Here is a 24,377-nt window from a genome sequence, read left to right as displayed (position 1 = left end):
CAGCGGGCCGCTCACCGGATCTGGAGGTTGTCGAGGTACGACTGCACGTTGCGCCGGGTCTCGGGGACGCTGTCGCCACCGAACTTCTCCGCGACGGCGTCGGCGAGCACGAGCGCGACCATGGCCTCGGCGACGATGCCGGCGGCCGGGACCGCGCACACGTCGGAGCGCTGGTGGTGGGCCTTCGCGGCCTCGCCGGTCGCCACGTCGATGGTGGCCAGCGCGCGCGGGACGGTCGCGATGGGCTTCATCGCGGCGCGCACGCGCAGCAGTTCACCGGTGGTCAGACCGCCCTCGGTGCCGCCGGAACGGCCCGACGTGCGCTTGATGCCGTCGTCCGTGGTCACGATCTCGTCGTGCGCCTTCGAACCGGGCACGCGCGCGAGCTCGAAGCCGTCGCCGACCTCGACACCCTTGATGGCCTGGATGCCCATGAGGGCGCCCGCGAGGCGAGCGTCGAGACGCCGGTCCCAGTGCACGTGCGAGCCGAGGCCCACCGGCACGCCGTAGGCGAGGACCTCGACGACGCCGCCGAGGGTGTCGCCGTCCTTGTGGGCCTGGTCGATCTCCGCGACCATCGCCTTCGACGCGTCCGCGTCCAGGCAGCGCACCGGGTCGGCGTCGAGCTTGTCGACGTCGGCCGGGGTCGGGTAGACGCCGTAGGGCGCCTTGGCGCTCGCCAGCTCGGTGACGTGGCTGACGATCTCGATGCCGGCCGTCTCCTTGAGGTAGGAGCGGGCGACGGCGCCGAGCGCCACGCGGGCCGCCGTCTCACGGGCGGAGGCGCGCTCCAGGATCGGCCGGGCCTCGTCGAAGCCGTACTTCTGCATACCGGCGAGGTCGGCGTGACCGGGGCGGGGCCGGGTCAGCGGCGCGTTGCGCGCCAGATCGGCGAGGATCTCGGGGTCGACCGGGTCGGCCGACATGACCTGCTCCCACTTGGGCCACTCGGTGTTGCCCACCATGACCGCGACCGGCGAGCCCATGGTGAGGCCGTGGCGCACACCACCGAGGAAGGTCACCTCGTCGCGCTCGAACTTCATCCGCGCGCCGCGTCCATAGCCGAGCCGCCGCCGGGCCAGGTGGTCCGCCACCATCTCCGTGGTGATCGGCACGCCGGCGGGAAGTCCCTCCAGCGTCGCGACAAGTGCGGGTCCGTGGGACTCCCCAGCGGTCAGCCAGCGCAACCTGCTCAACGGTGCTCCTCTTGCTCGCGCCTCGAACTGCGATGGCGCGGCCGGGTGCGCGGCCCTGGCCCGCCACCCCCGATCCTCCCACGTCCGCGCACCCGACCTGGCCCCCGGTCCATCAGACGGACGCCGAGACGGGCACGGCCCGGGTCAGCCGGCGAGCGCCCGCTCCCCGGCCCGGCGCATCGCACCGAGCGGCGCCGGGGCGCGTCCCGTCATCTGCTCGACCTGGAGGACGGCCTGGTGCACGAGCAGGTCGAGCCCGCTCACGACCGCTCCGCCGTACCCGGACCAGCGGGCCGCGAGCTGGGTCGGCCAGGGGTCGTAGAGGACGTCGAAGAGGGTGCCGGGCCGTTCGGGGATGCCGGCTGCGAGGGCGTCCGTGGTCCCGGCGGGCGTCGTGGCGACGACCAGCGGCGCGGTCAGGGCACGCGCCGCGTCCGACCACTTCCCGATCTTCACGTCCACGTCGAGCCGTTCGCCCCACTCCCGCATCTCGGCGGCGCGGGCGTCACTGCGTACGTACGCGACGATCTCGCCGGCGCAGATCCGCGACAGGGCGGCGAACGCGGAGGACGCGGTGGCTCCCGCGCCGAGGATCGCGGCGGACTCGACCTTGTCGATGCCGCGCTCGGCGAGGGCGGCGACCATGCCGGGGATGTCGGTGTTGTCGCCGACCTTGTGCCCGTCCTCGGTGAGGACGACGGTGTTGACGGCCTCGACGGAGGCGGCCGTGTCACTGATCGTGTCGAGCAGCGGGATCACCGCGCGCTTGAGCGGCATGGTCAGCGAGAGGCCCGCCCACTCGGGCCCGAGCCCGGCCAGGAAGTCGGGCAGCGCCACCTCGTCGACCTCGAAGCGGTCGTAGGACCAGCCCTCCAGGCCCAATTCCTCGTAGGCGGCGCGGTGGAGCACCGGGGAAAGGGAGTGGGCGATGGGCGACCCGAGTACGGCCGCCCTTCTGATTGCTGACATCAGTTCTTCCTCGACGCGTTCCACTTGTCGACCAGCTTCTGGTGGTCCTCGTTCGTCTTGGTGAACTCGCTGGTCTTGCCGTCCATCGAGATGAAGTAGTACCAGCCGTCGCTGGTCGGGTCGATGGCGCCCTTCAGAGCTTCCTCACCCGGGTTTCCGATCGGCCCGGGCGGCAGGCCCTTGTAGTAGTACGTGTTGTAGCGGTTGTCGTACTTGCGCAGCGCGGTGAGGCTCAGGTCGATCTTGCTCTGGTTCTTGACGTAGTTGTATGTGGAGTCGAACTCCAGCATTCCGTTCGTCTGCTCGTTGCCGGGCTTGAGGCGGTTGTAGACGACCTCGGCCATCTTGCGGAAGTCGTCGTGGCTCGTGCCCTCGGCCTGCGCGAGGCTCGCCACCGTGATCAGCTGCCACGGGCTGTCGAGGCCGAGGCTCCTGGCCTTCTTCTCGACGCCGTAGGACTCGTACGTCTCGGTCGCCCGCGACACCATCTGCTTCAGGACCGTCTCGGGCTTCCCGCCCTTGGCGACGCCGTAGCTGGACGGGAAGAGGAACCCTTCCAGCGGGTCCTTCACATTCGGCTCGTTCATGGCCCAGGAGGGCAGTCCGAGCTTCTTGTAGTCCTTCTTCGCGATCTCTTGCGTGGTCCCCTTGGGGACGCCGAGCCGCTTGTCGATCTGCGCGTAGACCCAGACGTTGCGGCGCCCCTCGGCGATGATCAGGTTGTTCCGGCTGCTCGGGCTGAGCATCATCTCGACCGCGCTCGCGGCCGACATTTCCTTCTCGAGCGTATATCCGCCGTCCTGAATGGACTTGCCCCGCGGATTCTGCTCCTGCGCCGAGACGAAGGCGTCCACGCTCTTGATGACGCCCGCTTCCTTCAGACGCTGGCCGATGACATAGCCGCCCGCGCCCTTGGGAATGTCCACGGAAACGGATTCGCCATTTCCGGACCCCGCGTAATCCGGCGCCGATCCGAAACGGTTCTGATAGAACTGATACCCGAAATAGCCGACACCGCCGACGCCGCCCACGAAGATCACGGTGAGAACCAGGCAGGCGCATCCGCTGCGCCGCTTCTTCGGCTTCTTGCCGCCGCGGCCGCGGCGGCTGCCCCGGTCGCGCGGGTCGTCGTAGTCGTCGCCGTCGTCATCGCCGCCACCGGCGAAGAACGCGTGCTCGCCCTGGTCGGGGCCCGGGTCCCAGTCCGTCTCCGGCTCCGCGGCGGCCCCGCGCCGGCCGGGCGGCTCCGGCGGCGGGTACGCGTCGGGGGTGCCGTAGAGATCCGGCTGCTCACCGCCGTACGCGACAGGCTGCTGCTGGCCGCCGTACGGGTCCACCGGATCGGCGTTGTACGGGACATGGCCGTGCTGGCCGGTGTCCCAGCCGCCACCCTGCGGCTGACCGCCGTACTGCTGACCGCCGCCGTACTGCTGCCGGCCGTACTGGTCGTGCTGACCGGTGCCCCACTCGCCGCCGTACTGCTGCGGCTGCTGGTGGGACTGAGGATGCTGCGGCTGCTGAGGGTGGTACTGCCCCTGGCCGCCGTAGGCAGACTGGCCGTCGGCGGCCTGCTGCCCCCACCCCTGGTCCCCGTACAGCGGGTCCTCGGGGTGCCACGGTTCGGAGCCAGGGCCCCGGCCATACTCAGTCATCGATCCCCTACAAGCCGCGAGGCGGCGGCCGCGTCCGGGTGGCAGGGCAACCGTTCCGCCTCTTGATGCTGTGCGGCAGCTGTTCGAACGCCGCCGGTCGCGCGGAACGTTACCGTATCGCGATCAGATGCCCACTTCGACGCCCTCGCCCGGAGCTTTACCTGACGCCCGTTCGGACTCCAGGGCCTGCTGGAGAATGATGACCGCGGCCGCCTGATCGATGACAGACCGGCCCTTTTTGGACTTCACGCCCGAGGCGCGCAGCCCCTGACTTGCCGTCACTGTGGTCATCCTCTCGTCCACGAGCCGCACACCGACGGGAGCGATCCCGTCGGCCAGCTCCTGGGCGAACGCGCGGACCTTGACCGCGGCCGGCCCCTCGCCCCCCTTGAGGGAGCGAGGGAGTCCGACGACGACCTCGATCGGCTCGTACTCCTCCACGAGTTGCCGCAACCGCCGGTGGGCGGCCGGGACATCGCGTCCCGGCACGGTCTCCACCGGGGTGGCGAGGATCCCGTCGGGGTCGCACGAGGCGACCCCGATCCGGGCGTCCCCGACGTCGATCGCGAGCCGTCGGCCGCGTCGCATCAGGCGGTTTCCGCGACGAGTCGCTCGACGGAGGCCACGGCGTCGCCGATGGCGGCCGGGTTCTGGCCGCCGCCCTGGGCGACGTCCGGCTTGCCGCCACCGCCGCCACCGAGGGTCTTGGCGGCCGTGCGGACCAGGTCACCGGCCTTCAGACCGCGCTCACGAGCGGCCTCGTTCGTGGCGATGACCGTCAGGGGCTTGCCGTTGACCGTCGTGAACAGGGCCACCACGGCGGCGCGTCCGCCCTGGATGCGGCCGCGCACGTCGAGGACCAGCTTGCGCAGGTCGTCGGCGCCGGTGCCGTCCGGGACCTGACCGGTGACCAGCGCGACCCCGCGCACGTCGGTGGCGCCCGCGGCAAGACCGGCGGCGGCCTGGAGGACCTTCTCCGCGCGGAACTTCTCGATCTCCTTCTCGGCGTCCTTCAGCTTGCCGAGCATCGCCGAGACCTTCTCCGGCAGCTCCTCGGGGCGGCCCTTGACCAGCTCCTGGAGCTGGGCGACGACCGTGTGCTCGCGGGCGAGGAAGTTGTACGCGTCGACGCCGACCAGGGCCTCGATACGGCGCACGCCCGAGCCGATGGACGACTCGCCGAGCAGCTTCACCAGCCCCAGCTGGGCGGTGTTGTGCACGTGCGTGCCGCCGCACAGCTCCTTGGAGAAGTCGCCGATGGTGACGACGCGGACGCGCTCGCCGTACTTCTCGCCGAACTCGGCGATGGCGCCCTGCTTCTTGGCGTCGTCGATCGACATGACCTCGGCCTGCACGTCGAGTTCGCGCGAGAGGACCTCGTTGATCTTCTGCTCGACGTCCGTCATCACGGCCGTGGGCACGGCGGACGGCGAACCGAAGTCGAAGCGGAAGCGGCCGGGCTGGTTCTCCGAACCGGCCTGGGCGGCCGTCGGGCCGAGGGCGTCGCGCAGCGCCTGGTGCGTGAGGTGCGTGGCGGAGTGGGCGCGGGCGATGGAACGGCGGCGCGTCACGTCGATGACGGCCTGGGCCGGGGCGCCGACGGTGACCTCGCCGACCTGGACGACGCCCTTGTGGACGTAGACGCCCGGGACGGGCTTCTGGCAGTCGCGGATCTCGATCACCGCGCCGTTGTCCAGCTTGATGCGGCCGGTGTCGCCGATCTGGCCGCCGCCCTCGGCGTAGAAGGGGGTGCGGTCGAGGACGACCTCGACCTCGTCGCCCTCGGAGGCGGCCGGGGAGGAGACGCCGTTGACCAGCAGGCCGACGATCGTGGACTCACCCTCGGTCGACGTGTAGCCGATGAAGTCCGTGGCACCGGCGGCGTCCGCGATCTCGCGGTAGACGCCGACATCGGCGTGGCCGGTCTTCTTGGCCTGGGCGTCGGCCTTGGCGCGCTCCCGCTGCTCCTTCATCAGACGCCGGAAGCCGTCCTCGTCCACGGACAGGCCCTGCTCGGCGGCCATCTCCAGGGTGAGGTCGATCGGGAAGCCCCAGGTGTCGTGGAGCAGGAACGCCTTGTCGCCGGCGAGGACCGTGCCGCCCGCGGCCTTGGTGTCGATGACGGCGGTGTCGAGGATGTTCGTGCCGCCCTTGAGAGCCTTGAGGAAGGCGGCCTCTTCCGCGAGGGCGACGGTCTCGATGCGCTTGCGGTCGGTGATGAGCTCCGGGTACTGCTGGCCCATCGTGTCGATCACGACGTCGACGAGGTCCTTGACGACCGGACCGGTGGCGCCCATGAGACGCATGTTGCGGATGGCGCGGCGCATGATGCGGCGCAGGACGTAGCCACGCCCCTCGTTGCCGGGGGTGACGCCGTCGCCGATGAGCATCACGGACGTGCGGATGTGGTCGGAGACGACGCGCATCGAGACGTCGGTGCCGTGCTTCTCGCCGTACCGGACACCGGTGAGTTCGGTGGCCTTGTCCATGACGACCCGCAGGGTGTCCGTCTCGTACATGTTCTGTACGCCCTGCAGGATCATGGCGAGACGCTCGAGGCCGAGACCCGTGTCGATGTTCTGCGACGGCAGGTCGCCGAGGATCTCGAAGTCCTCCTTGCCGATGCCGGCGCCGCGCTCGTACTGCATGAAGACCAGGTTCCAGATCTCCACGTACCGCTCGTCGTTGACGGCCGGGCCGCCCTCGACACCGAACTCGGGGCCGCGGTCGTAGTTGATCTCGGAACACGGGCCGCAGGGGCCGGGGACGCCCATGGACCAGAAGTTGTCCTTCTTGCCCAGGCGCTGGATGCGCTCCTTGGGCACGCCGACGACGTCGTGCCAGATGCGCTCGGCCTCGTCGTCGTCGAGGTAGACGGTGATCCAGAGCTTCTCCGGGTCGAGGCCGTAACCACCGTCCGCCACGGAGCTGGTGAGCAGCTCCCAGGCGTACTTGATGGCGCCTTCCTTGAAGTAGTCGCCGAAGGAGAAGTTGCCGCACATCTGGAAGAACGTGCCGTGGCGCGTGGTCTTGCCGACCTCTTCGATGTCCGGCGTGCGCACGCACTTCTGCACCGAGGTGGCGCGCGGGGCGGGCGGCTTGACCTCGCCGAGGAAGTACGGCTTGAACGGGACCATGCCCGCGTTGACCAGCAGCAGAGTCGGGTCGTCCGCGATGAGCGACGCCGAGGGCACGACCTTGTGGCCACGCTCCTCGAAGAAGCTCAGCCAGCGGCGGCGGATTTCAGCCGACTCCATCAGTGGTCCTCATTCCGGTTGTACGAGTACGTCGTGTTGTCGAGGTACTTGGGATTGTTCTTCACGTGGTTGTTCTTCACGTGGTTCTCGATGACGGCGAAGCGGCGCTGCGCGGGCAGTTCGGCGTCCACCGGGGCGTTGAGGCCCAGCGCGTCGTCGAGTTCGGCCTCGCGCTCGGCCATGCCGTCGCGGACGTCGAGGGCGAAGTCCTTGAGACGGTGACCCGCCTCGATCGCCTTGTTGGCGGCCTGCGCGGCGAGGCTCTCCGGCGTCAGCTTCTTCAGCTTGCGGTTGACCTTGGTGGTGGCCCAAACGCCGGCGGCTGCGCCCGCGGTGAACCAGAACGTACGGCGGAACATCGCTGCGTCAGTCCCTCTTGTTCGGGTTGTTCCGCGCGTCCCGCTTGCTGCGCCGCGCCGACGGGACGGTGCGGCCCACGATCACGGTACGGCGGGACTGCTTGGCGGGCGCTTCGGCTGCGGAGGCACCCGTGGACTTGCGACCGATCGCCCGGCGCACGCCGTAGCCGAAGGCGGCCACCTTGACGAGCGGGCCACCGAAGGTGGAGGCGACGGTGGAGGACAGCGCCGACGCGTTCGACGTGACCTCCTGGACGTCCGACGCGATGGCGTCGACCCGGTCGATCTGTGTCTGCGCGGAGCGCACGGCCGCGGAGGCGTCGGCAAGCAGCGGGACCGCCTGCTCGGTCACATCCGCCACGAGCTTGGTGGTCGCCCTGAGCGTCTGGGCCAGCCTCGCCAGAGCCACCGCGAGGAAGGAGACCAGGATCGCCCAGAAGACGGCCACCAGGATCCCGGCCACCTCTCCACCGGACACTTAGCACCGCTTCCTGAACATCGAAAAGTCGTCCCCCGAGCCTATCGCGCCGGGGTCCGCGCTCCGTACCGGATTACCGCTCACCGCGGGCGGAGTTACGCGTACCGATTGTACGGACTGCATACGCATGAGTACGCTCCGTACCTGATGCGACGCGAACTGCGCCCTGCCGGCAGGCCCGAGGGTTCCACCCCGCCCGGCAACCTCCCCGTCGAGCTCAACCGCTTCGTCGGTCGGGCCGCCGAACTCACGGAGCTCACGAGGGCCCTCGAGGCGGCTCGCCTGGTCACGGTGACCGGAGCCGGTGGAGTCGGCAAGTCCCGCTTCGCCGTGAGAGCGGCCGCCCCGGCCGCGGGGCATCTGGGCTGCGACGCCGTCCGGCGGGTGGACCTCGCCGCGGTGCGCGAGCCGGACCTGGTCGAGTACGCGCTCGCCACGGCCCTCGAGCTGACCGACCACACGAGCCGCCCGCAGCGCGAGGTCCTTCTCGACCATCTCGGGCAACGCCAACTCCTGCTCGTCATCGACGGGTTCGAGCATCTCGTCGACGCGTGCGCCTCGCTGGTGACCGAACTGCTCGGCGCCTCGCCGGATCTGCGGGTCCTCGCGGTGGGGCGCCGGCCCCTGTCCGTGGAAGGGGAACGGATCTTCCCGCTGGCGCCGCTCGACACCTCCGACGCGGCCGACCTCTTCGCCGACCGGGCCGCCGCGCTGCTGCCGGGCTTCACCGTGGACGACGGGAACCGGACGGACGTCGTCGAGGTGTGCGAGCGGCTCGACTGTCTGCCGCTCGCGGTGGAACTGGCGGCGGGGCGGCTGCGGGCGCTGTCGCCGGCGGACCTGCTCGACCGGCTCGACGACCGGTTCAAACTGCTGACGGGCGGCACGCGCGGTGCGCTGCCGCGGCATCAGACGCTGCGGACGGCGATCGGCTGGAGCCATGAGCTGTGCACGGCGCAGGAGCGGCTGCTGTGGGCGCGGCTGTCGGTGTTCTCCGGACAGTTCGACCTGGACGCCGCGGAGTACGTCTGCAGCGGGGACGGGCTGCACGCCGACGCGGTCCTCGATGTGCTCTCCGAGCTGATCGCGCAGTCCGTGGTGATCCGCGAGGAGGCGGACTCCGTGGTGCGCTACCGGATGCTCGACACGGTCAGGGCCTACGGCGCGGACTGGCTGGAGGTGTCGGGCGACACCGCGCGCATGCGGCGCAGGCACCGCGACTGGTACATGGGTCTCGCCACGTGGTGCGAACTCGACTGGTTCTCGCCGCGGCAGGCGCAGGTGGCGGCGCAGATCGGGGCGGAGCTGCCGAATCTGCGGGCCGCGCTGGAGTTCTGCCTGACGGAACCGGGCGAGACGCACCTGGGGCAGTACCTCGCGGGCACGCTGTGGTTCTACTGGGCGGGCTGCGGCCACCTGTCCGAGGGGCGGCTCTGGCTGGAGCGCAGCGTGGAACTCGACCCGGAGACCGAGGACGGCGACTACACCCGGTCCCGGCTGAAGGCCCTGTGGGTGCTCGGCTATGTGGCGATCCTCCAGGGCGACACGGTGCCCGCGCTCGCGGCACTCCAGGAGTGCCGCGACGAGGCGGAACGCATCGGCGACGCCACGGCGGTCGCGTACGCGGTGCATCGCAGGGGCTGCCTGGCCCTGGTCACGGACGATCTGCCGCGCGCCGAGGAGCTGCTGCGGACCGCGCTCACCGGGTACCGGGAGGTCGGTGAGCTGAACAGCAGCGTGCTGATGGGCCAGGTCGAGCTGGCGATGGCTGTGGCGTTCCAGGGTGATCTGGCCGCGGCGGTCGAGCTGTGCGAGGACGTGCGACTGGTCTGCGAGGACCACGGCGAGCGGTGGACGCTGGCGTACGCGCTGTTCGTCCTGGCGTACGCGGAGTGGACCAAGGGCGATCTGGTGCGGGCTCGGCAGCTGCTGCGCGAGTGCCTCGTCATCCAGGACAGGTTCCACGACCTGCTGGGCACGGTCCTGACGATCGAGCTGCTGGCGCTCGTCACCGTGACGGAGGGGGACGCGGGTGAGGCGGCGCTGCTCCAGGGCGCGGCGGGCCGGATCTGGCCGTCCGTGGGGCTGCCGCTGTTCGGCTCGGCGCACTACAACGCGCCGCACGAGCGGTGTGCGTCGGACGCCCGGGCCATCCTCGGCGACGCGCGGTTCGAGTCGTTCGTGGCGGCCGGGGCGCGCCTGGAGCCCGCGGAGGCCGTGCAGCGGGCGCTCGGACGGGACACCGCGTCCCGGCAGGCCGTGGTGCCGGGACCGCGTACCGCGCATCCGGCCCCGGAAACGCGCGAGCCCGCCGCCTCCCCGACCGTGCAGGGCGGGGAGACGACGGGCTGAAACGCAGGAAGTGCTACGTCCGCCGGATGATCAGCGGGCGTAGTACTCGACGACGAGCTGCTCGTCGCAGATCACGGGGATTTCCTTGCGGTTCGGGTCACGGTCCAGACGGAAGGCCAGGGCCTTCAGGTTGACCTGGAGGTAACGCGGGATCTCGCCGTCGGGGGCGAAGCCACCCTCACGCGCGACCTGGAACAGCGGCTTCTCGCGGCTGCGCTCGCGGACCATCACGACGTCGTCGGGACGGACACGGTACGACGGCTTGTCGACCTTGCCGCCGTTGACCTCGATGTGGCCGTGAACGACCATCTGGCGGGCCTGGTAGATCGTACGGGCGATGCCCGAACGCAGAACCAGGGCGTCGAGACGACGCTCCAGCTCGATGACCAGGGCCTCACCGGTCTTGAGCTGCGTCTTGGCGGCACGCTCGTAGGCGCGGACGAGCTGGCGCTCGGACACGTCGTACTGCGCGCGCAGACGCTGCTTCTCGAGCAGACGGACCTTGTAGTCCGAGTTCTGCTTGCGGCCGCGGCCGTGCTCGCCCGGCGGGTAGGGGCGGGCCTCGAAGTACTTGACGGCCTTCGGGGTCAGCGCGATACCGAGGGCACGCGACTTCTTGACCTTGGGGCGGGACTGGTTCGTCATGAACCAAACACCTCATTGTTCTGTGTGGATACGGCTTCACCAGGGTTAAGGGAGGTCGCATCCGCAGCCGGGGAAACCCGCCTTGTCCTTGCGGACGGGGCAGGCAGCCGCTCCCTGGTCTGGGCACATACGTGCAGCACGCGAGTGGCCCACCGACCGCTTCCCGGGGACCGGGATGGTGGTGGGCTGCCCGCGACACCTATCGACGGTGCGCGACGCTCCTGGATCCCCATGCCTCGCGGCGTCGGGGTTCCGGCTGCATGTCCCGCTCTGGTGGTGCCGGCCGGGGCCGGACGCGAGACGCAGCGCTTCGGGAAGTTTACAGGGTGACGAGGAGTGCTGCGGACCGGGGGGCACGGCCTGCGGGACCCTGGGGCCTCAGCTGTCCGTCGCGCCCGGCTGCTCGCCGGTGAGGCGCTCGCGGACGCGCTCGGCCACGTCCGCGTACCGGGCCTCCGCCCCGTACCGGGTGGGCTGGTAGTAGCGCTTGCCCTTGACCGCGTCCGGCGCGTACTGCTGGGCGGCGATGCCTCCGGGGACGTCGTGCGGATACACGTATCCCTGCGCGTGGCCGAGCTTGGCCGCGCCCTTGTAGTGGCCGTCGCGCAGATGGGGCGGGACGGGGCCCGCGAGGCCCTTGCGGACGTCCTCCATGGCAGCGCCGATCGCCGTCGTCGCCGAGTTCGACTTCGGGGCGAGGGCGAGGGCGATCGTCGCGTGGCTGAGGGTGAGCGCCGCCTCCGGGAAGCCGATCATCGCGACGGCCTGGGCCGCCGCGACGGCCGTGGGCAGCGCCGTCGGGTCGGCGAGGCCGATGTCCTCGCTCGCGGAGATCATCAGGCGGCGGGCGATGAAGCGGGGGTCCTCACCGGCCTCGATCATGCGGGCCAGATAGTGCAGGGCCGCGTCCACGTCCGAGCCGCGGATGGACTTGATCAGGGCGCTCGCGACGTCGTAGTGCTGGTCGCCGTCCCGGTCGTACTTGACCGCGGCGCGGTCGACCGACTCCTCCAGGGTCTGGAGGGTGATCTCCCTCTCCTGTTTGGCGAGGGCGGAGCCCGCGCCCGCCTCCAGCGCCGTGAGGGCCCGGCGCGCGTCGCCGCCCGCGATGCGCAGCAGGTGGGCCTCCGCCTCATCGGGCAGCGTGACCGCGCCGCCGAGACCGCGCTCCTCGGCGAGGGCCCGCCGGAGCAGGGCGCGCAGGTCGTCGTCCGTGAGGGATTCGAGGGTGAGGAGCAGAGAGCGGGACAGGAGCGGGGAGATGATCGAGAAGTACGGGTTCTCGGTGGTCGCCGCGATCAGCGTGACCCAGCGGTTCTCGACGGCCGGCAGCAGGGAGTCCTGCTGGGCCTTGCTGAAGCGGTGGATCTCGTCGAGGAAGAGGACGGTCTCCTTGCCGTGGCCGCCGAGTGCCCGGCGGGCGCCGTCGATGACGGCCCGCACCTCCTTGACGCCCGCGGTGATCGCGGAGAGCTCCACGAAGCGCTTGTTCGTGGCCTTGGAGACGACGTACGCGAGGGTCGTCTTGCCGATGCCGGGCGGGCCCCAGAGGATCACCGACGACGGTCCGGCGGGGCTGTACCCGCCGGAGGCACGATCGCCCTCCCCCACGAGGCGGCGCAGGGGTGAGCCCGGCTTCAGCAGATGCTGCTGGCCGACGACTTCGTCGAGGGTGCGCGGGCGCATCCGGACGGCCAGGGGGCTGCTGGACGGGTCTTTTTCCTGGCGGTCTTCGGCTGCGGCGGTGAACAGGTCGGGCTCCACGTCGAAAACCCTATGTCACCCCACTGACAATCCCGCCCGGCCCCATGAAGCGGGGGCCGCGGCCACGGCTCAGCTGGTCCAGAAGTCCCACCAGCGCGTCAGGATCAGCATCCCGATGATCCCGACGTGCAGCACGGGCAGGACCCACGTGAACTCACCGAAGAACGACCGCAGCCAGGACGGCGCGGGCAGGAACCCGTTGCGCACGTTGAACGACGTCACGTACCAGAACATGACGATCGTGGCGACCCACGCCAAAGAGCACCACAGGCACAGCGCGTTGATCCGGTACAGCGACTGGAACTGCAGCCATGTGCAGAACCCGACGCCGAACAGCGTGCCCGCGTTGAACGTCAGCCAGTACCAGCGCGGGAACCTCGCCCGCCCCAGCAGACTCATCCCCACACAGATCACGACCGCGTAGGCCGCGAGCCCCAGCATCGGGTTCGGGAACCCGAACGCCGACGCCTGGGCGCTCTTCATGATGTTCCCGCAGGACACCACCGGGTTGAGACTGCACCCCGGCGTGAAGTTCGGGTCCTCCAGCAGCTTGAACTTGTCGATCGTGATGACCCACGCGGCGAGCAGCCCCGCCGCACCGGTGATCACCAGAAGCAGGGCGAAACCCAGGGAACCCCCGGCGCTGCGGGCGGCGCCCGCTCCGTCGTCGCCGGTGGAGGAGGCGCTGTCGCTTGCCGTGGTCGTCTTGCTCATCACGCCGTTCCGTCGCTTGGGGTGGTGGCTGCTGGCTGCCTCATTCTGCCGCACGCTCCTGTGTGTCCACCGTTCGATGGCCATAAGCATGTACGGCCGACGGTCGCGAAGTGTTCGCCCCGACGGGACGCTCCCTGACAGGGCGACGCACATGGTGCGAACGTCGAAGGAGCGGGGCACGCGAGTGCCCCGCTCCTTCGACTGCTCCAGAGGCCCGGCTACGCCAGCCTGGCCTTCAGGACGGCCACGATCTCGTCGACCGCCACCGCGTCCTGTTCGCCCGACTCCATGTCCTTGAGCTGGACGACACCGTCGGCGAGGTCACGTTCGCCGGCGACGATCGTGAAGCGGGCGCCGCTGCGGTTCGCGTTCTTCATCGCGCCCTTGAGGCCCTTGCCGCCGTACGAGAAGTCGGCGGAGACACCGGCCCGGCGCAGCTCCGTCACCTTGGAGAAGAGGACGCGGCGCGCCTCGTCACCGAGCGGGACCGCGAACACGCTGGTGGTGGCGGGGATTTCGAGCTCCACACCCTCCGCCTCGAGCGCCAGGACGGTGCGGTCGACGCCGAGCGCCCAGCCGACGGACGGCAGCGACGGGCCGCCGATCATCTCGGACAGGCCGTCGTAGCGACCGCCGCCGCCCACCGCGGACTGCGAGCCGAGACCGTCGTGGACGAACTCGAAGGTGGTGCGCGTGTAGTAGTCGAGGCCGCGGACCAGCTTCTCGTCGTCCTCGTAGGCGACGCCCTCGGCGGTCAGGAGCTCACGGACCTGCTCGTGGTACGCCTTGCAGCCGTCGCACAGGTAGTCGCGCAGCGAGGGTGCGCCGACGAGCTGCTTCTGGACCTCGGGGCGCTTGTCGTCGAGGACGCGCAGCGGGTTGATCTCGGCGCGGCGCAGGGTGTCCTCGTCGAGGTCGAGACCGCGCAGGAAGTCCTGGAGCGCGGCGCGGTAGACCGGCCGGCACTCCTTGTCGCCGAGCGAGTTCAGCAGGATGCGGAAGTCGCGCAGCCCGAGCGAGCGGTACGCCTGGTCGGCCAGGATGATCAGCTCGGCGTCGAGCGCCGGGTCCTCTGCACCGATCGCCTCGGCGCCGACCTGCGAGAAGTGCCGGTAGCGGCCCTTCTGGGGGCGCTCGTAGCGGTAGTACGAGCCGGAGTACCAGAGCTTCACCGGGAGGTTGCCGGCCTTGTGGAGGTTGGCCTCCAGGGCGGCACGCAGCACGGACGCGGTGCCCTCGGGGCGCAGGGCGAGCCTGTCGCCGCCCTTCGTCTCGAAGGCGTACATCTCCTTGGTGACGATGTCGGTGGACTCACCGACACCGCGCGCGAACAGCTCGACGTTCTCGAAGCCGGGCGTCTCGACGTAGCCGTAGCCGGAGTTCCTCAGCGGGGTGGAGATGGCGTCGCGCACCGCGAGGTACTTCGCGGAGTCGGGGGGAAGCAGGTCGTACGTGCCCTTGGGGGCCTGAAAGGTGCTCACGGAAGTCTCTCGTCACATTCCTCGTCGGGGAGCCTCGAACGAGGTTCCCTGGCCGGCGGCCACCTGCCGCAGATACGGGTTGGTGGCGCGCTCCTGGCCGATGGTCGTCTGGGAGCCGTGCCCGGAGAGCACCACGGTCGAGTCGTCGAGCGGCAGGCACACGCGTGCCAGCGATTCGAGCATGTCGTCCATGGAGCCACCGGGCAGATCGGTGCGTCCGATGGAGCCGGCGAAGAGCAGATCCCCGGAGAAGAACACGGACGGGACGTCCGCGCTCTCGGGCATCCTGAAGGCCACCGACCCCTTGGTATGACCCGGCGCGTGCGCCACGGTCAGGTCGAGGCCGGCCAGCTTCAGTTCGGAACCGTCGCTCAGCTCCCGCACGTCGTCGGGCTCCCCCACGGTCAGCTCGCCCATCAGCGGCATGCCGATGGAGCGGCCGAGCGCCTTCTCCGGGTCGCTCATCATGTAGCGGTCACGGGGGTGGATCCACGCCGGGACGTCGTGGGCCCCGCACACGGGGACGACGGAGGCGACGTGGTCGATGTGGCCGTGCGTGAGGATGACCGCGACCGGCTTGAGCCGATGCTTCTTGAGCGCTTCCTCGACTCCCTGGGCGGCCTGGTGGCCGGGGTCGATGATCACGCACTCCTCACCCGCGGCGGGGGCAACCAGGTAACAGTTGGTGCCCCAGGCCCCGGCGGGGAACCCGGCAATCAGCACGATCGTCCTTCGTATGTCGTCCGGCGGAAGTGTGTCCGCAGAAGAATGCGGCAGATCAGAGCCTACCGGCGCTGCCGATTCCACAGCTAACCCATATACGGTACGGGGCACACAGCAGGCGGTCGTAACAGGTCCAGTTCAGACCAGGTTCGTCCCGTTCGGATCACTTCGCATCGGTTCGGAATCAGGTCTCGCGACGTACGAGGAGTAGACCCGGTGGTCAGCAACGATCAGCGGCGGCGGCAGCTCGCCCGGGAGAAGTTCTTGCGGCAGCAGCAGCGGCGGGAGTCCGCGCGGCGCAGGTCGCGCACACGCAACACAGTGATCGCGTCGGCGTTGGCCGTGGTCGTGGTGGCGGGCGTCGGCGCCTTCGCCGCCGGGGCCTTCGACGGCAAGGACAAGAAGGACTCCGCGGCCGCCGAGCCGAGCGCGAGCCCCTCCAAGGCCGCCGACCCGTGCAAGAAGCCCGCCGCGGGCAAGGTGAAGTCGCTCAGCTGGAAGAAGGAGCCGGCTCTCACCGTCGACAAGGCGGCGGACTACACGATGAACCTCGCGACCACGTGCGGCGACATCGGCATCGACCTCAAGACGAAGGAGGCGCCGCACACGGTGAACTCCTTCGACTTCCTGGCCGGCAAGGGCTTCTTCGACCACACCAAGTGCCACCGGCTCACCACCAACGGCATCTACGTCCTGCAGTGCGGTGACCCGAAGGGCACCGGCGCGGGCGGCCCGGGCTACACGATCCCGGACGAGAACCTGAAGGACAAAAGCCTGAAGGGGAACGTGTACCCGGCGGGCACGATCGCGATGGCGAACACGGGCCAGAAGCACACCGGCGGCAGCCAGTTCTTCCTCGTGTACCAGGACAGTCAGTTGCCGCCGAGCTACACACCGTTCGGGACCATTTCCGATTCCGGCATGAAGGTGCTCAAGAAGATCGCCGCCGCTGGTGAGAGCACCGGGCAGGGCGACGGCGCCCCGAACGCCACCGTCGTGATCGACAAGGCGACCGTGACGAAATCCTGACCGCCGGCGGTGAAATTTCGGTCGCGCGGGATGCGGACAGCCGCCCCGCCGGTCGCCTATGTTGGCCGTGACGAAACTGTGGACGATGCCCGGGGCCCCAAGGCGCCCCGCAGGCATCATGTGGAGGAGGCGCTGTGAGCAGCGACCCGTGGGGCCGCGTCGACGAGACGGGGACCGTGTACGTGCGTTCGGCCGACGGCAGCGAGCGTGAAGTCGGTTCGTGGCAGGCAGGTTCTCCTGACGAGGCCCTCGCCTACTTCAAGCGCAAGTACGACGGCCTGGTCGTCGAGATCGGGCTCCTCGAGCGCCGGGTGCAGACGACCGACCTGTCGGCGAAGGACGCCACGACCGCCATCGAGCATCTGCGCGAGCAGGTGACGGACGCGCACGCCGTCGGCGATCTGGAGGCTCTGGGCAAGCGCCTGGACAAGCTCGTCGAGACCGTCGACGCGCGCCGCGAGGAGCGCAAGGTCCAGAAGGCGAAGCAGTCCGACGAGGCGCGGCACGCCAAGGAGGCTTTGGTCGCCGAGGCCGAGGAGCTCGCCCAGAGCGAGCAGTGGCGCGCGGCCGGCGAGCGGCTGCGGGCGCTGGTGGACACCTGGAAGGGTCTGCCGCGTCTGGACCGCAAGTCGGACGACGAGCTGTGGCACCGCTTCTCGCACGCGCGCTCGGCGTTCTCGAAGCGCCGCAAGGCGCACTTCGCCTCGCTGGACGCTCAGCGCGAGGAGGCCCGCCAGGCCAAGGAGAAGCTGGTCGCCGAGGCCGAGTCGCTGTCGGGCTCGACCGACTGGGGCGCCACGGCCGCCCGGTACCGCGAGCTGATGACGGACTGGAAGGCCGCGGGCCGCGCCCAGCGCGAGCACGAGGACGATCTGTGGAACCGCTTCCGCGGCGCCCAGGACGTGTTCTTCGCGGCGCGCAGCTCGGTCTTCGCCGAGCGGGACGCCGAGCAGAGCGAGAACCTCAAGCTCAAGGAGGAGCTCGCCGACGAGGCCGAGAAGCTCCTGCCGATCGGGGACCTGAAGACGGCCCGCGCCGCCTTCCGCTCGATCAACGAGCGCTGGGAGGCCATCGGCCACGTGCCGCGCGACGCGCGTCCGAAGGTCGAGGGCCGGATGCACGCCGTGGAGCGGGCTCTTCAGGAGTCCGAGGAGACCGAGTGGCGCCGTACGAACCCGGAGGCACGCGCGCGTGCCGAGGGGCTCACCGGTCAGCTCCAGGCCGCGGTCGACAAGCTGCGGGGCCAGATCGACACGGCCCGCGCGCAGGGCAACAACGCGAAGGCCGACAAGCTCCAGCGTGAGCTCGACGGCCGTCAGGCGCTGCTCGACCAGGCGCTCAAGGGCCTGCACGAGTTCGGCGGCTGAGCAGTCATCACATGAGAGGGGCCCCCGGCGCTCGGCGCCGGGGGCGCCGCGCTTAGGGTTTCGCCATGCCAGTTCCCGCGGCCTGCGCGCCGACGTCACGCGGTAGACGTCGTAGACGCCCTCCACTCCCCGGACCGCCTTCAGGACGTGACCCAGGTGCTTGGGGTCGCCCATCTCGAAGGTGAAGCGGGAGGTGGCCACCCGGTCGCGGGACGTCTGCACGGCCGCGGACAGGATGTTGACGTGCTGGTCGGACAGGACCCTGGTGACGTCCGAGAGCAGTCGCGAGCGGTCGAGGGCCTCCACCTGTATGGCGACCAGGAACACCGAGGACTGCGTGGGCGCCCACTCGACCTCGAGGATCCGCTCGGGCTCGCGGGACAGCGACTCGACGTTCACACAGTCGCTGCGGTGCACCGATACGCCGCTGCCGCGCGTGACGAAGCCGATGATGGGATCGCCGGGGACGGGCGTACAGCAGCGGGCCAGCTTGACCCACACGTCCTCGACGCCCTTGACGACCACGCCGGGATCGGCGTTCGCACGGCGCTTGCGGCCGCGCGACGGGGGCGCGCTCTCGGCGATGTCCTCGTTGGCGGCCTCCTCGCCGCCGAGGGCCTGCACGAGCTTCTGGACGACGCTCTGCGCGGTGACGTGGCCCTCGCCGATCGCCGCGTACAGGGACGAGATGTCGGGGTAGCGCATCTCGTGCGCGAGCGTGACGAGGGAGTCGCCCGTCAGGATGCGCTGGATCGGCAGGTTCTGCTTGCGCATGGCGCGCGCGATGGCGTCCTTGCCCTGCTCGATCGCCTCGTCGCGGCGCTCCTTGGAGAACCAGGCGCGGATCTTGTTGCGCGCGCGGGGCGACTTGACGAAGCCCAGCCAGTCCCGCGAGGGTCCGGCGCCGGCCGCCTTGGAGGTGAAGACCTCCACCAGGTCGCCGTTGTCCAGGGTCGATTCGAGCGGTACGAGCCGCCCGTTGACCCGCGCTCCTATGGTGCGGTGGCCGACCTCGGTGTGGACCGCGTAGGAGAAGTCGACGGGGGTCGCTCCGGCCGGGAGCGCTATGACGTCGCCCTTCGGCGTGAAGACGAAGACCTCGTTGCGCGAGAGGTCGAAGCGCAGGGACTCCAGGAACTCGCCCGGGTCCTCCGTCTCCTTCTGCCAGTCGAGCAACTGGCGCAGCCACGCCATGTCGTTGAGGTGGTCGTCCTTGCCGGTGGCCTTCGGCTGGTCGCTGCGCACCTTGGAGGCGCCGGCGACGGCCTCCTGCTTGTACTTCCAGTGCGCGGCGATGCCGTACTCGGCGCGGCGGTGCATGTCGAACGTACGGATCTGGAGTTCGACGGGCTTGCCGTTGGGGCCGATCACCGTCGTGTGCAGCGACTGGTACATGTTGAACTTGGGCATCGCGATGTAGTCCTTGAACCGGCCGGGGACCGGGTTCCATCGCGCGTGCACCGTACCGAGGGCCGCGTAGCAGTCCCGCACCGTGTCGACCAGGACACGGATGCCCACCAGGTCGTAGATCTCCGCGAAGTCACGGCCGCGGACGATCATCTTCTGGTAGACGCTGTAGTAGTGCTTCGGGCGGCCGGTGACGGTCGCCTTGATGCGGGCGGCGCGCAGGTCGCTCTGCACCTCGTCGGTCACTATGGCGAGGTACTCGTCGCGCTTGGGCGCGCGCTCGGCCACCAGACGCACGATCTCGTCGTACATCTTGGGGTAGAGGATCGCGAAGGCGAGGTCCTCCAGCTCCCACTTGATGGTGTTCATGCCCAGGCGATGCGCCAGCGGAGCGTAGATCTCCAGCGTCTCGCGGGCCTTCTTCTCCTGCTTCTCGCGCTTGAGGTAACGCATCGTGCGCATGTTGTGCAGGCGGTCGGCGAGCTTGATGACCAGGACGCGCGGGTCCTTGGCCATGGCGACGACCATCTTGCGCACGGTCTCGGCCTGGGCGGCCTCGCCGAACTTGACCTTGTCGAGCTTGGTGACGCCGTCGACGAGGAGGGCGACCTGGTCACCGAAGTCGCGGCGCAGGGTGTCCAGGCCGTACTCGGTGTCCTCGACGGTGTCGTGCAGCAGGCCCGCCATGAGCGTCGCGGGGTCCATGCCGAGCTCGGCGAGGATCGTCGTCACGGCCAGCGGGTGCGTGATGTACGGGTCGCCGCTCTTGCGCTTCTGGCCGCGGTGCCAGCGCTCGGCGACCTGATAGGCGCGCTCGACCTGACGCAGCGTGGACGTCTCGATCTTCGGGTCGTTGCTGCGCACTATCCGCAGCAGCGGCTCGAGAACGGGGTTGTACGGGTTCGAGCGCTGCACGCCGAGACGGGCGAGGCGGGCGCGGACGCGGTTCGAGGAGCCGGAGCGGGCGGGCTGGCCCGCCGCAGGGCGCACCACGGGCGGCGTGGGCGGTGCGGCCGGAGCCGGGGCGGCGGGAGCGGGGCCGGGGGCCGGGCTCTTGCCGGCGGGGGGCTTGGGGCGCGGCTGCTGCTGCTCGGCCGTCCTGCCTTCCGGGGCACCGGTGGGGGTCGCCCCGCTCCGGCCGGGCTTCCCGGGCTTCGCGGGCGCGCCTGCGGGGGCCGCGGCCTGGTCGGCCTTCTGGTCGGGCTTGGCGGCTGTGGGTACCCCCACGCGCTCGGCGCTGGGAGAGAGTGGCTTGGCCTCGTCTGGCAACGGCGCTCCTCGTGCGCGACGGGTCCCCCGTTCAGGTCCCGGAGAGCCCATGGTATCGACACTGGGCCGCCCGCTCGCCTTCGGCCGGTGGGACGGCTTTCAACAGGGCAAACGCAAAAGGCGGGCACCGGATTCCTCCGGGCCCGCCCTTACGCCTGTGACCAGGTGTTCAGACCACGAGCAAGGCGTCCAGCGGGGCGCCGTCAAGGGCCGGAAGCAGCCGTTCGCGGCCGCCCAGGAAACCCAGCTCCATCAGGACGGCGATGCCGGCGACCTCGGCGCCCGCACGCCGTATGAGCTCCACCGACGCCTCGGCCGTCCCGCCGGTGGCGAGGACGTCGTCGATCACCATGACGCGGTCGCCCGCGACCAGGTCCTCGGCGTGCACCTCGATCTCGGCCGACCCGTACTCCAGGTCGTACGACTGGCTGAGCGTCGCCCCGGGGAGCTTGCCGGCCTTGCGTACGGGGATGAAGCCGAGCCCGGCGCGTACGGCGACGGGGGCACCCAGGATGAACCCGCGCGCCTCCAGGCCGACGACCTTGGTGGCGCCGTTCGCGACGCAGAGCTCCGCGAAGGCGTCGGTGAGTGCCGTGAAGGCCGACGGGTCCGCCAGGAGCGGGGTGATGTCCTTGAACATCACGCCCGGCTCCGGGTAGTCCGGCACGTCGCGGATGCGGCTGTGGAGCAGCGCCGAGAGTTCTGCGAGGTCGGTCATCGACGCTTCCCCGAGGGCCGGCCGCGGCCGCGGTTGCGCGAAGCGGGCTGGTGACGGGGGCCGACGACCGCGGCGGCCTCGTCGTCCGACGGGTCGTCGTCGAAGTCGTCTCCCTCGCCCTGCGGCTCAGGGGCCTCGGCGGACTCGCCCTTGGCGGCCGCCGCCGCGCGCTTGGCGAGCACGCGCTTCTTCAGGGCCTTGATCTGCGGGTCGCGTTCCTTGAGGTCGGCGACGAGCGGAGTGGCGATGAAGATCGACGAGTACGCACCGGCCGCGAGACCGACGAACAGCGACAGCGAGATGTCGTTGAGCATGCCGGCGCCGAGGAAACCGCCGCCGATGAACAGCAGGCCCGCGACCGGCAGCAGCGCGACGACCGTGGTGTTGATCGAACGCACCAGGGTGCCGTTGATGGAGCGGTTGGCGATCTCGCTGTACGTGTAGCGGGTCTGCTTGGTGATGTCCTTCGTGCCCTCCTTCAAGGAGTCGAAGACGACCACCGTGTCGTAGAGCGAGTAACCGAGGATGGTCAGCAGACCGATCACCGTACCCGTGGTGACCTCGAAGCCGACGAGGGCGTAGATCCCGACCGTGATCGTGATGTCGTGGATCAGTGCGACCAGGGCCGCGATGGCCATGCGCCACTCGAAGGCGATGGCCAGATAGATCACCACGAGGATCATGAACACGATCAGGCCGGTCCATGCCTTGTTGGCGATCGTCTCGCCCCAGCTGGGTCCGACGAGGTCGGCGTTGATCTTCGCCTCGGGGACGTTCAGGTCCTTGGCGAGTTCGGTCTTGATCTGGTCGGACTTCGCCGTGTCCACGCCGGAGATCTGGATGCGCAGACCGCCGGTGCCGAGCTCCTGGACGATCGCGTCGTGCCCGGAGGCCGCCTCGGCGGAGCGCTCCGCCGTGCCCGCGGAGACGCTCGTCTTCGGAGTGGTGAAGACCGCGCCGCCCTCGAACTCGATGCCCATGTTCAGACCACGCACCGCCAGGCCGACGATGGCCGTGATGGTGATCAGGATCGAGATGCCGTACCAGATCTTGCGCTTGCCGATGAAGTCGTAGCCGACTTCACCGCGGATGAGCCGGGCGCCGAGATGGCCGAGCTTCGACATCTCACGCCTCCTTCGTGTTGGCAGGGCCTACGGAAGAGCCGGGGGCACGGCGCGTGCGGCGCAGTGGCGGCTTGGCGCCGAGGCGCTTCGGGTCGAGCCCGGACCACGGGTGTCCGCTCGCGAAGAACTTCCTGCGGGCCAGGATCGTCATCAGCGGCTTGGTGAACAGGAAGACGACGACCACGTCGAGCACGGTGGTCAGGCCGAGCGTGAACGCGAAGCCCTGGACCTTGCCGACGGTGACGACGAACAGCACCGCTGCGGCGAGGAACGACACGAAGTCCGAGACCAGGATCGTGCGCCGGGCTCGCGGCCAGGCCCGCTCGACGGAGGGCCGCAGCGAGCGACCCTCACGGATCTCGTCCCTGATGCGTTCGAAGAACACGATGAACGAGTCGGCCGTGATACCGATCGCCACGATCGCACCGCAGACCGCCGGCAGGTTCAGCGCGAAGCCGATGGCCGGGCCGAGGAGCGTCATGATCACGTAGGTGAGGACCGCCGACACCAGGAGCGAGGCGAGCGCGATCAGGGACAGGCCTCGGTAGTAGACCACCAGGTAGATCACGACCAGCAGGAGACCGATGGCGCCGGCGATCAGGCCGGCGTGCAGCTGCTCACCACCGAGGGCCGCGGTGACCGTCGTGACGCTCTGCTCCTGGAAGGAGAGCGGGAGCGCACCATAGGACAGCACGTTGGCGAGGTCCTGGGCGGACTGCTGGTCGAAGCTGCCGGAGATCTCCGCGCTGCCGCTCAGGGTCGAGCTGACGCTGGGAGCCGAGACCACGTCGCCGTCGAGCACGATGGCGAACTGGTTCATCGGCGGCTGCTGCTGCGAGAGCTTGCTGGTGATCTTCGAGAACTTCTTCGAGCCGCCGCCCGTGAAGTCCATGTTGACGACCCAGGCACCGGTCTGCTGGTTGATCGTGGCCTGCGCCTTGTCGACGTCCTTGCCGTTCACCTCGGCGGGGCCGAGGATGTACTTCTCCCACTGGCCGGACGAGTCCTTGCCGCACGCCACGGTGGGGTCCTCGGGCCTGACGCCCACGGTGACCTGGCTGCGGGCGGCCTTGTCGGTGCAGTCGAGGTCCGTGAACTTCTTCTGCAGCGCGGCGGTGGCCGCGTCCGGGGTGGAGCTCGCCGAGGGGGTGGGCTTGCCGCTCGCGGAGGAGCCGGCGCTCGGCGTCGGGGAGGTGTCGGCCTTCAGGGCGTCGGTGACAGCACGGCCCTGCGAGGTCTGGGAGGCGGTCGGCGTGGGGGTCGGCGTGCTGGACGCCTTGCCCTTGCCGCCGTCCGTGGCCTTGTCGGTCGCCTTGCCCTTGCCCGAGCCCGAAGAGCTGGCGGAGGGCTCGGGAGTGGGCGCACCGGCGGCCACGGTGAGCACGGGGCGGAAGTAGAGCTGGGCGGTCGTGCCGACCTGCTCGCGCGCCTGCGCCTCGTTCGTCCCCTTGGGGATGTTGACGATGATGTTGTCGTTGCCCTGGGTCTGGACCTCGGACTCCGTGACACCCAGACCGTTGACGCGGCGCTCGATGATGCTCACGGCCGTGTTCATGTTGGTCTGGTTGACCGCGTTCTTCTGACCCGGCTCACTCTTCGCCTTGAGCGTGATGCTCGTACCACCGGCGAGGTCGATGCCCAGGCGCGGCGTGGTGTGGCCGGACAGGAACATCCCGCCGGTCAGCGCCACCATGACGATCAGGATGAAGGCCAGTGTGCGGCCCGGCCTGCTCTGGGCGCCGTGACTTCTGCCCTTCTTGGGTGCTGCCACCTTCTCGTTCTCCCTCTCCATCCGTCCAGCAGCGGGGTACGTGCCCGGACGGCCATGAAATGGTGTCGAGAATCCGTGCGGAAATCACACGTCCGGGACCGC

At 69.9% G+C, this 24,377-nt stretch carries 18 protein-coding genes and 1 pseudogene; 3 read left to right on the top strand and 16 right to left on the bottom strand.

Going from position 1 to position 24,377, the window contains the following annotated elements:
* Positions 1 to 11: 11 nt before the first annotated feature.
* From aroC to ACFC96_RS24520, 7 genes are all read right to left on the bottom strand, one after another.
* Positions 12 to 1,196: a chorismate synthase gene (gene aroC / locus ACFC96_RS24550; protein WP_376257447.1), complete on the bottom strand. Its 1,185-nt coding sequence runs from the start codon at positions 1,194 to 1,196 to the stop codon at positions 12 to 14.
* Between the two features lie 144 nt (positions 1,197 to 1,340).
* Positions 1,341 to 2,165 (bottom strand): shikimate dehydrogenase, encoded by an 825-nt coding sequence (locus ACFC96_RS24545; protein ID WP_376614098.1) that lies wholly within the window; start codon positions 2,163 to 2,165, stop codon positions 1,341 to 1,343.
* Positions 2,165 to 3,817 carry an endolytic transglycosylase MltG gene (gene mltG / locus ACFC96_RS24540; RefSeq protein WP_376257444.1) on the bottom strand — a complete coding sequence of 551 codons (1,653 nt, stop codon included), beginning with the start codon at positions 3,815 to 3,817 and terminating at the stop codon, positions 2,165 to 2,167. Before mltG ends, ACFC96_RS24545 begins: the two co-directional genes overlap by 1 nt.
* A gap of 123 nt (positions 3,818 to 3,940) precedes the next feature.
* Positions 3,941 to 4,405 carry a Holliday junction resolvase RuvX gene (gene ruvX / locus ACFC96_RS24535; RefSeq protein WP_376257442.1) on the bottom strand — a complete coding sequence of 155 codons (465 nt, stop codon included), beginning with the start codon at positions 4,403 to 4,405 and terminating at the stop codon, positions 3,941 to 3,943.
* Positions 4,405 to 7,074, bottom strand: coding sequence for an alanine--tRNA ligase (alaS, locus tag ACFC96_RS24530; RefSeq protein WP_376257440.1), 2,670 nt, complete (start codon positions 7,072 to 7,074; stop codon positions 4,405 to 4,407). The genes ruvX and alaS overlap by 1 nt, the downstream gene beginning before the upstream one ends.
* Positions 7,074 to 7,433, bottom strand: a complete 360-nt coding sequence (locus ACFC96_RS24525; RefSeq protein WP_227293643.1) for a DUF6167 family protein — start codon at positions 7,431 to 7,433, stop codon at positions 7,074 to 7,076. Before ACFC96_RS24525 ends, alaS begins: the two co-directional genes overlap by 1 nt.
* Positions 7,434 to 7,440: 7 nt before the next feature.
* Positions 7,441 to 7,911: a DUF948 domain-containing protein gene (locus ACFC96_RS24520; RefSeq protein ID WP_376257438.1), complete on the bottom strand. Its 471-nt coding sequence runs from the start codon at positions 7,909 to 7,911 to the stop codon at positions 7,441 to 7,443.
* 147 nt (positions 7,912 to 8,058) lie between these two features.
* Between ACFC96_RS24520 and ACFC96_RS24515 the strand changes: the two genes are divergently transcribed.
* Positions 8,059 to 10,263 carry a regulator gene (locus ACFC96_RS24515; RefSeq protein WP_376614096.1) on the top strand — a complete coding sequence of 735 codons (2,205 nt, stop codon included), beginning with the start codon at positions 8,059 to 8,061 and terminating at the stop codon, positions 10,261 to 10,263.
* A gap of 30 nt (positions 10,264 to 10,293) precedes the next feature.
* Here the strand turns inward: ACFC96_RS24515 and rpsD are convergent, their stop codons facing one another.
* From rpsD to ACFC96_RS24490, 5 genes are all read right to left on the bottom strand, one after another.
* Positions 10,294 to 10,908, bottom strand: coding sequence for a 30S ribosomal protein S4 (rpsD, locus tag ACFC96_RS24510; RefSeq protein WP_100597404.1), 615 nt, complete (start codon positions 10,906 to 10,908; stop codon positions 10,294 to 10,296).
* 378 nt (positions 10,909 to 11,286) lie between these two features.
* Complete coding sequence (locus ACFC96_RS24505) at positions 11,287 to 12,672, bottom strand: replication-associated recombination protein A (protein WP_376614094.1); 1,386 nt, start codon at positions 12,670 to 12,672, stop codon at positions 11,287 to 11,289.
* A 69-nt stretch (positions 12,673 to 12,741) separates the two neighbouring features.
* Entirely contained in the window at positions 12,742 to 13,386 is a 645-nt protein-coding gene (locus ACFC96_RS24500; RefSeq protein ID WP_376257434.1) for a vitamin K epoxide reductase family protein, read from the bottom strand.
* Positions 13,387 to 13,604: 218 nt separating this feature from the next.
* Entirely contained in the window at positions 13,605 to 14,867 is a 1,263-nt protein-coding gene (gene hisS / locus ACFC96_RS24495) for a histidine--tRNA ligase (RefSeq protein ID WP_376614092.1), read from the bottom strand.
* A 12-nt stretch (positions 14,868 to 14,879) separates the two neighbouring features.
* Positions 14,880 to 15,590: an MBL fold metallo-hydrolase gene (locus ACFC96_RS24490; protein ID WP_376257430.1), complete on the bottom strand. Its 711-nt coding sequence runs from the start codon at positions 15,588 to 15,590 to the stop codon at positions 14,880 to 14,882.
* Positions 15,591 to 15,806: 216 nt separating this feature from the next.
* On the opposite strand from ACFC96_RS24490, the gene ACFC96_RS24485 reads away from it, so the two are divergent.
* Together ACFC96_RS24485 and ACFC96_RS24480 are read left to right on the top strand one after the other, a co-directional pair.
* Positions 15,807 to 16,619 carry a peptidylprolyl isomerase gene (locus tag ACFC96_RS24485; protein ID WP_376614091.1) on the top strand — a complete coding sequence of 271 codons (813 nt, stop codon included), beginning with the start codon at positions 15,807 to 15,809 and terminating at the stop codon, positions 16,617 to 16,619.
* 134 nt (positions 16,620 to 16,753) lie between these two features.
* Entirely contained in the window at positions 16,754 to 17,986 is a 1,233-nt protein-coding gene (locus ACFC96_RS24480) for a DUF349 domain-containing protein (protein ID WP_376614184.1), read from the top strand.
* A 75-nt stretch (positions 17,987 to 18,061) separates the two neighbouring features.
* Here ACFC96_RS24480 and ACFC96_RS24475 read toward each other — a convergent pair.
* The 4 genes and pseudogenes from ACFC96_RS24475 to secD form a co-directional block, all read right to left on the bottom strand.
* Positions 18,062 to 20,662, bottom strand: a pseudogene (locus ACFC96_RS24475) (RelA/SpoT family protein); the annotation flags it as partial.
* A 169-nt stretch (positions 20,663 to 20,831) separates the two neighbouring features.
* Positions 20,832 to 21,380 (bottom strand): adenine phosphoribosyltransferase, encoded by a 549-nt coding sequence (locus ACFC96_RS24470; RefSeq protein ID WP_376257422.1) that lies wholly within the window; start codon positions 21,378 to 21,380, stop codon positions 20,832 to 20,834.
* Positions 21,377 to 22,504 carry a protein translocase subunit SecF gene (gene secF, locus ACFC96_RS24465; RefSeq protein ID WP_376257420.1) on the bottom strand — a complete coding sequence of 376 codons (1,128 nt, stop codon included), beginning with the start codon at positions 22,502 to 22,504 and terminating at the stop codon, positions 21,377 to 21,379. The genes ACFC96_RS24470 and secF overlap by 4 nt, the downstream gene beginning before the upstream one ends.
* A 1-nt stretch (position 22,505) precedes the next feature.
* A complete protein-coding gene (secD, locus tag ACFC96_RS24460; RefSeq protein WP_376614089.1) occupies positions 22,506 to 24,275 on the bottom strand; it encodes a protein translocase subunit SecD in 1,770 nt (589 codons plus the stop codon).
* Positions 24,276 to 24,377: the final 102 nt, after the last annotated feature.

It is taken from the genome of Streptomyces sp. NPDC055955, from assembly GCF_042270245.1.
Taxonomy (GTDB): Bacteria; Actinomycetota; Actinomycetes; order Streptomycetales; family Streptomycetaceae; genus Streptomyces.
The sequence above is the reverse complement of the archived record's forward strand: the minus strand, read 5'-3'. Positions and strand labels throughout refer to the sequence as shown.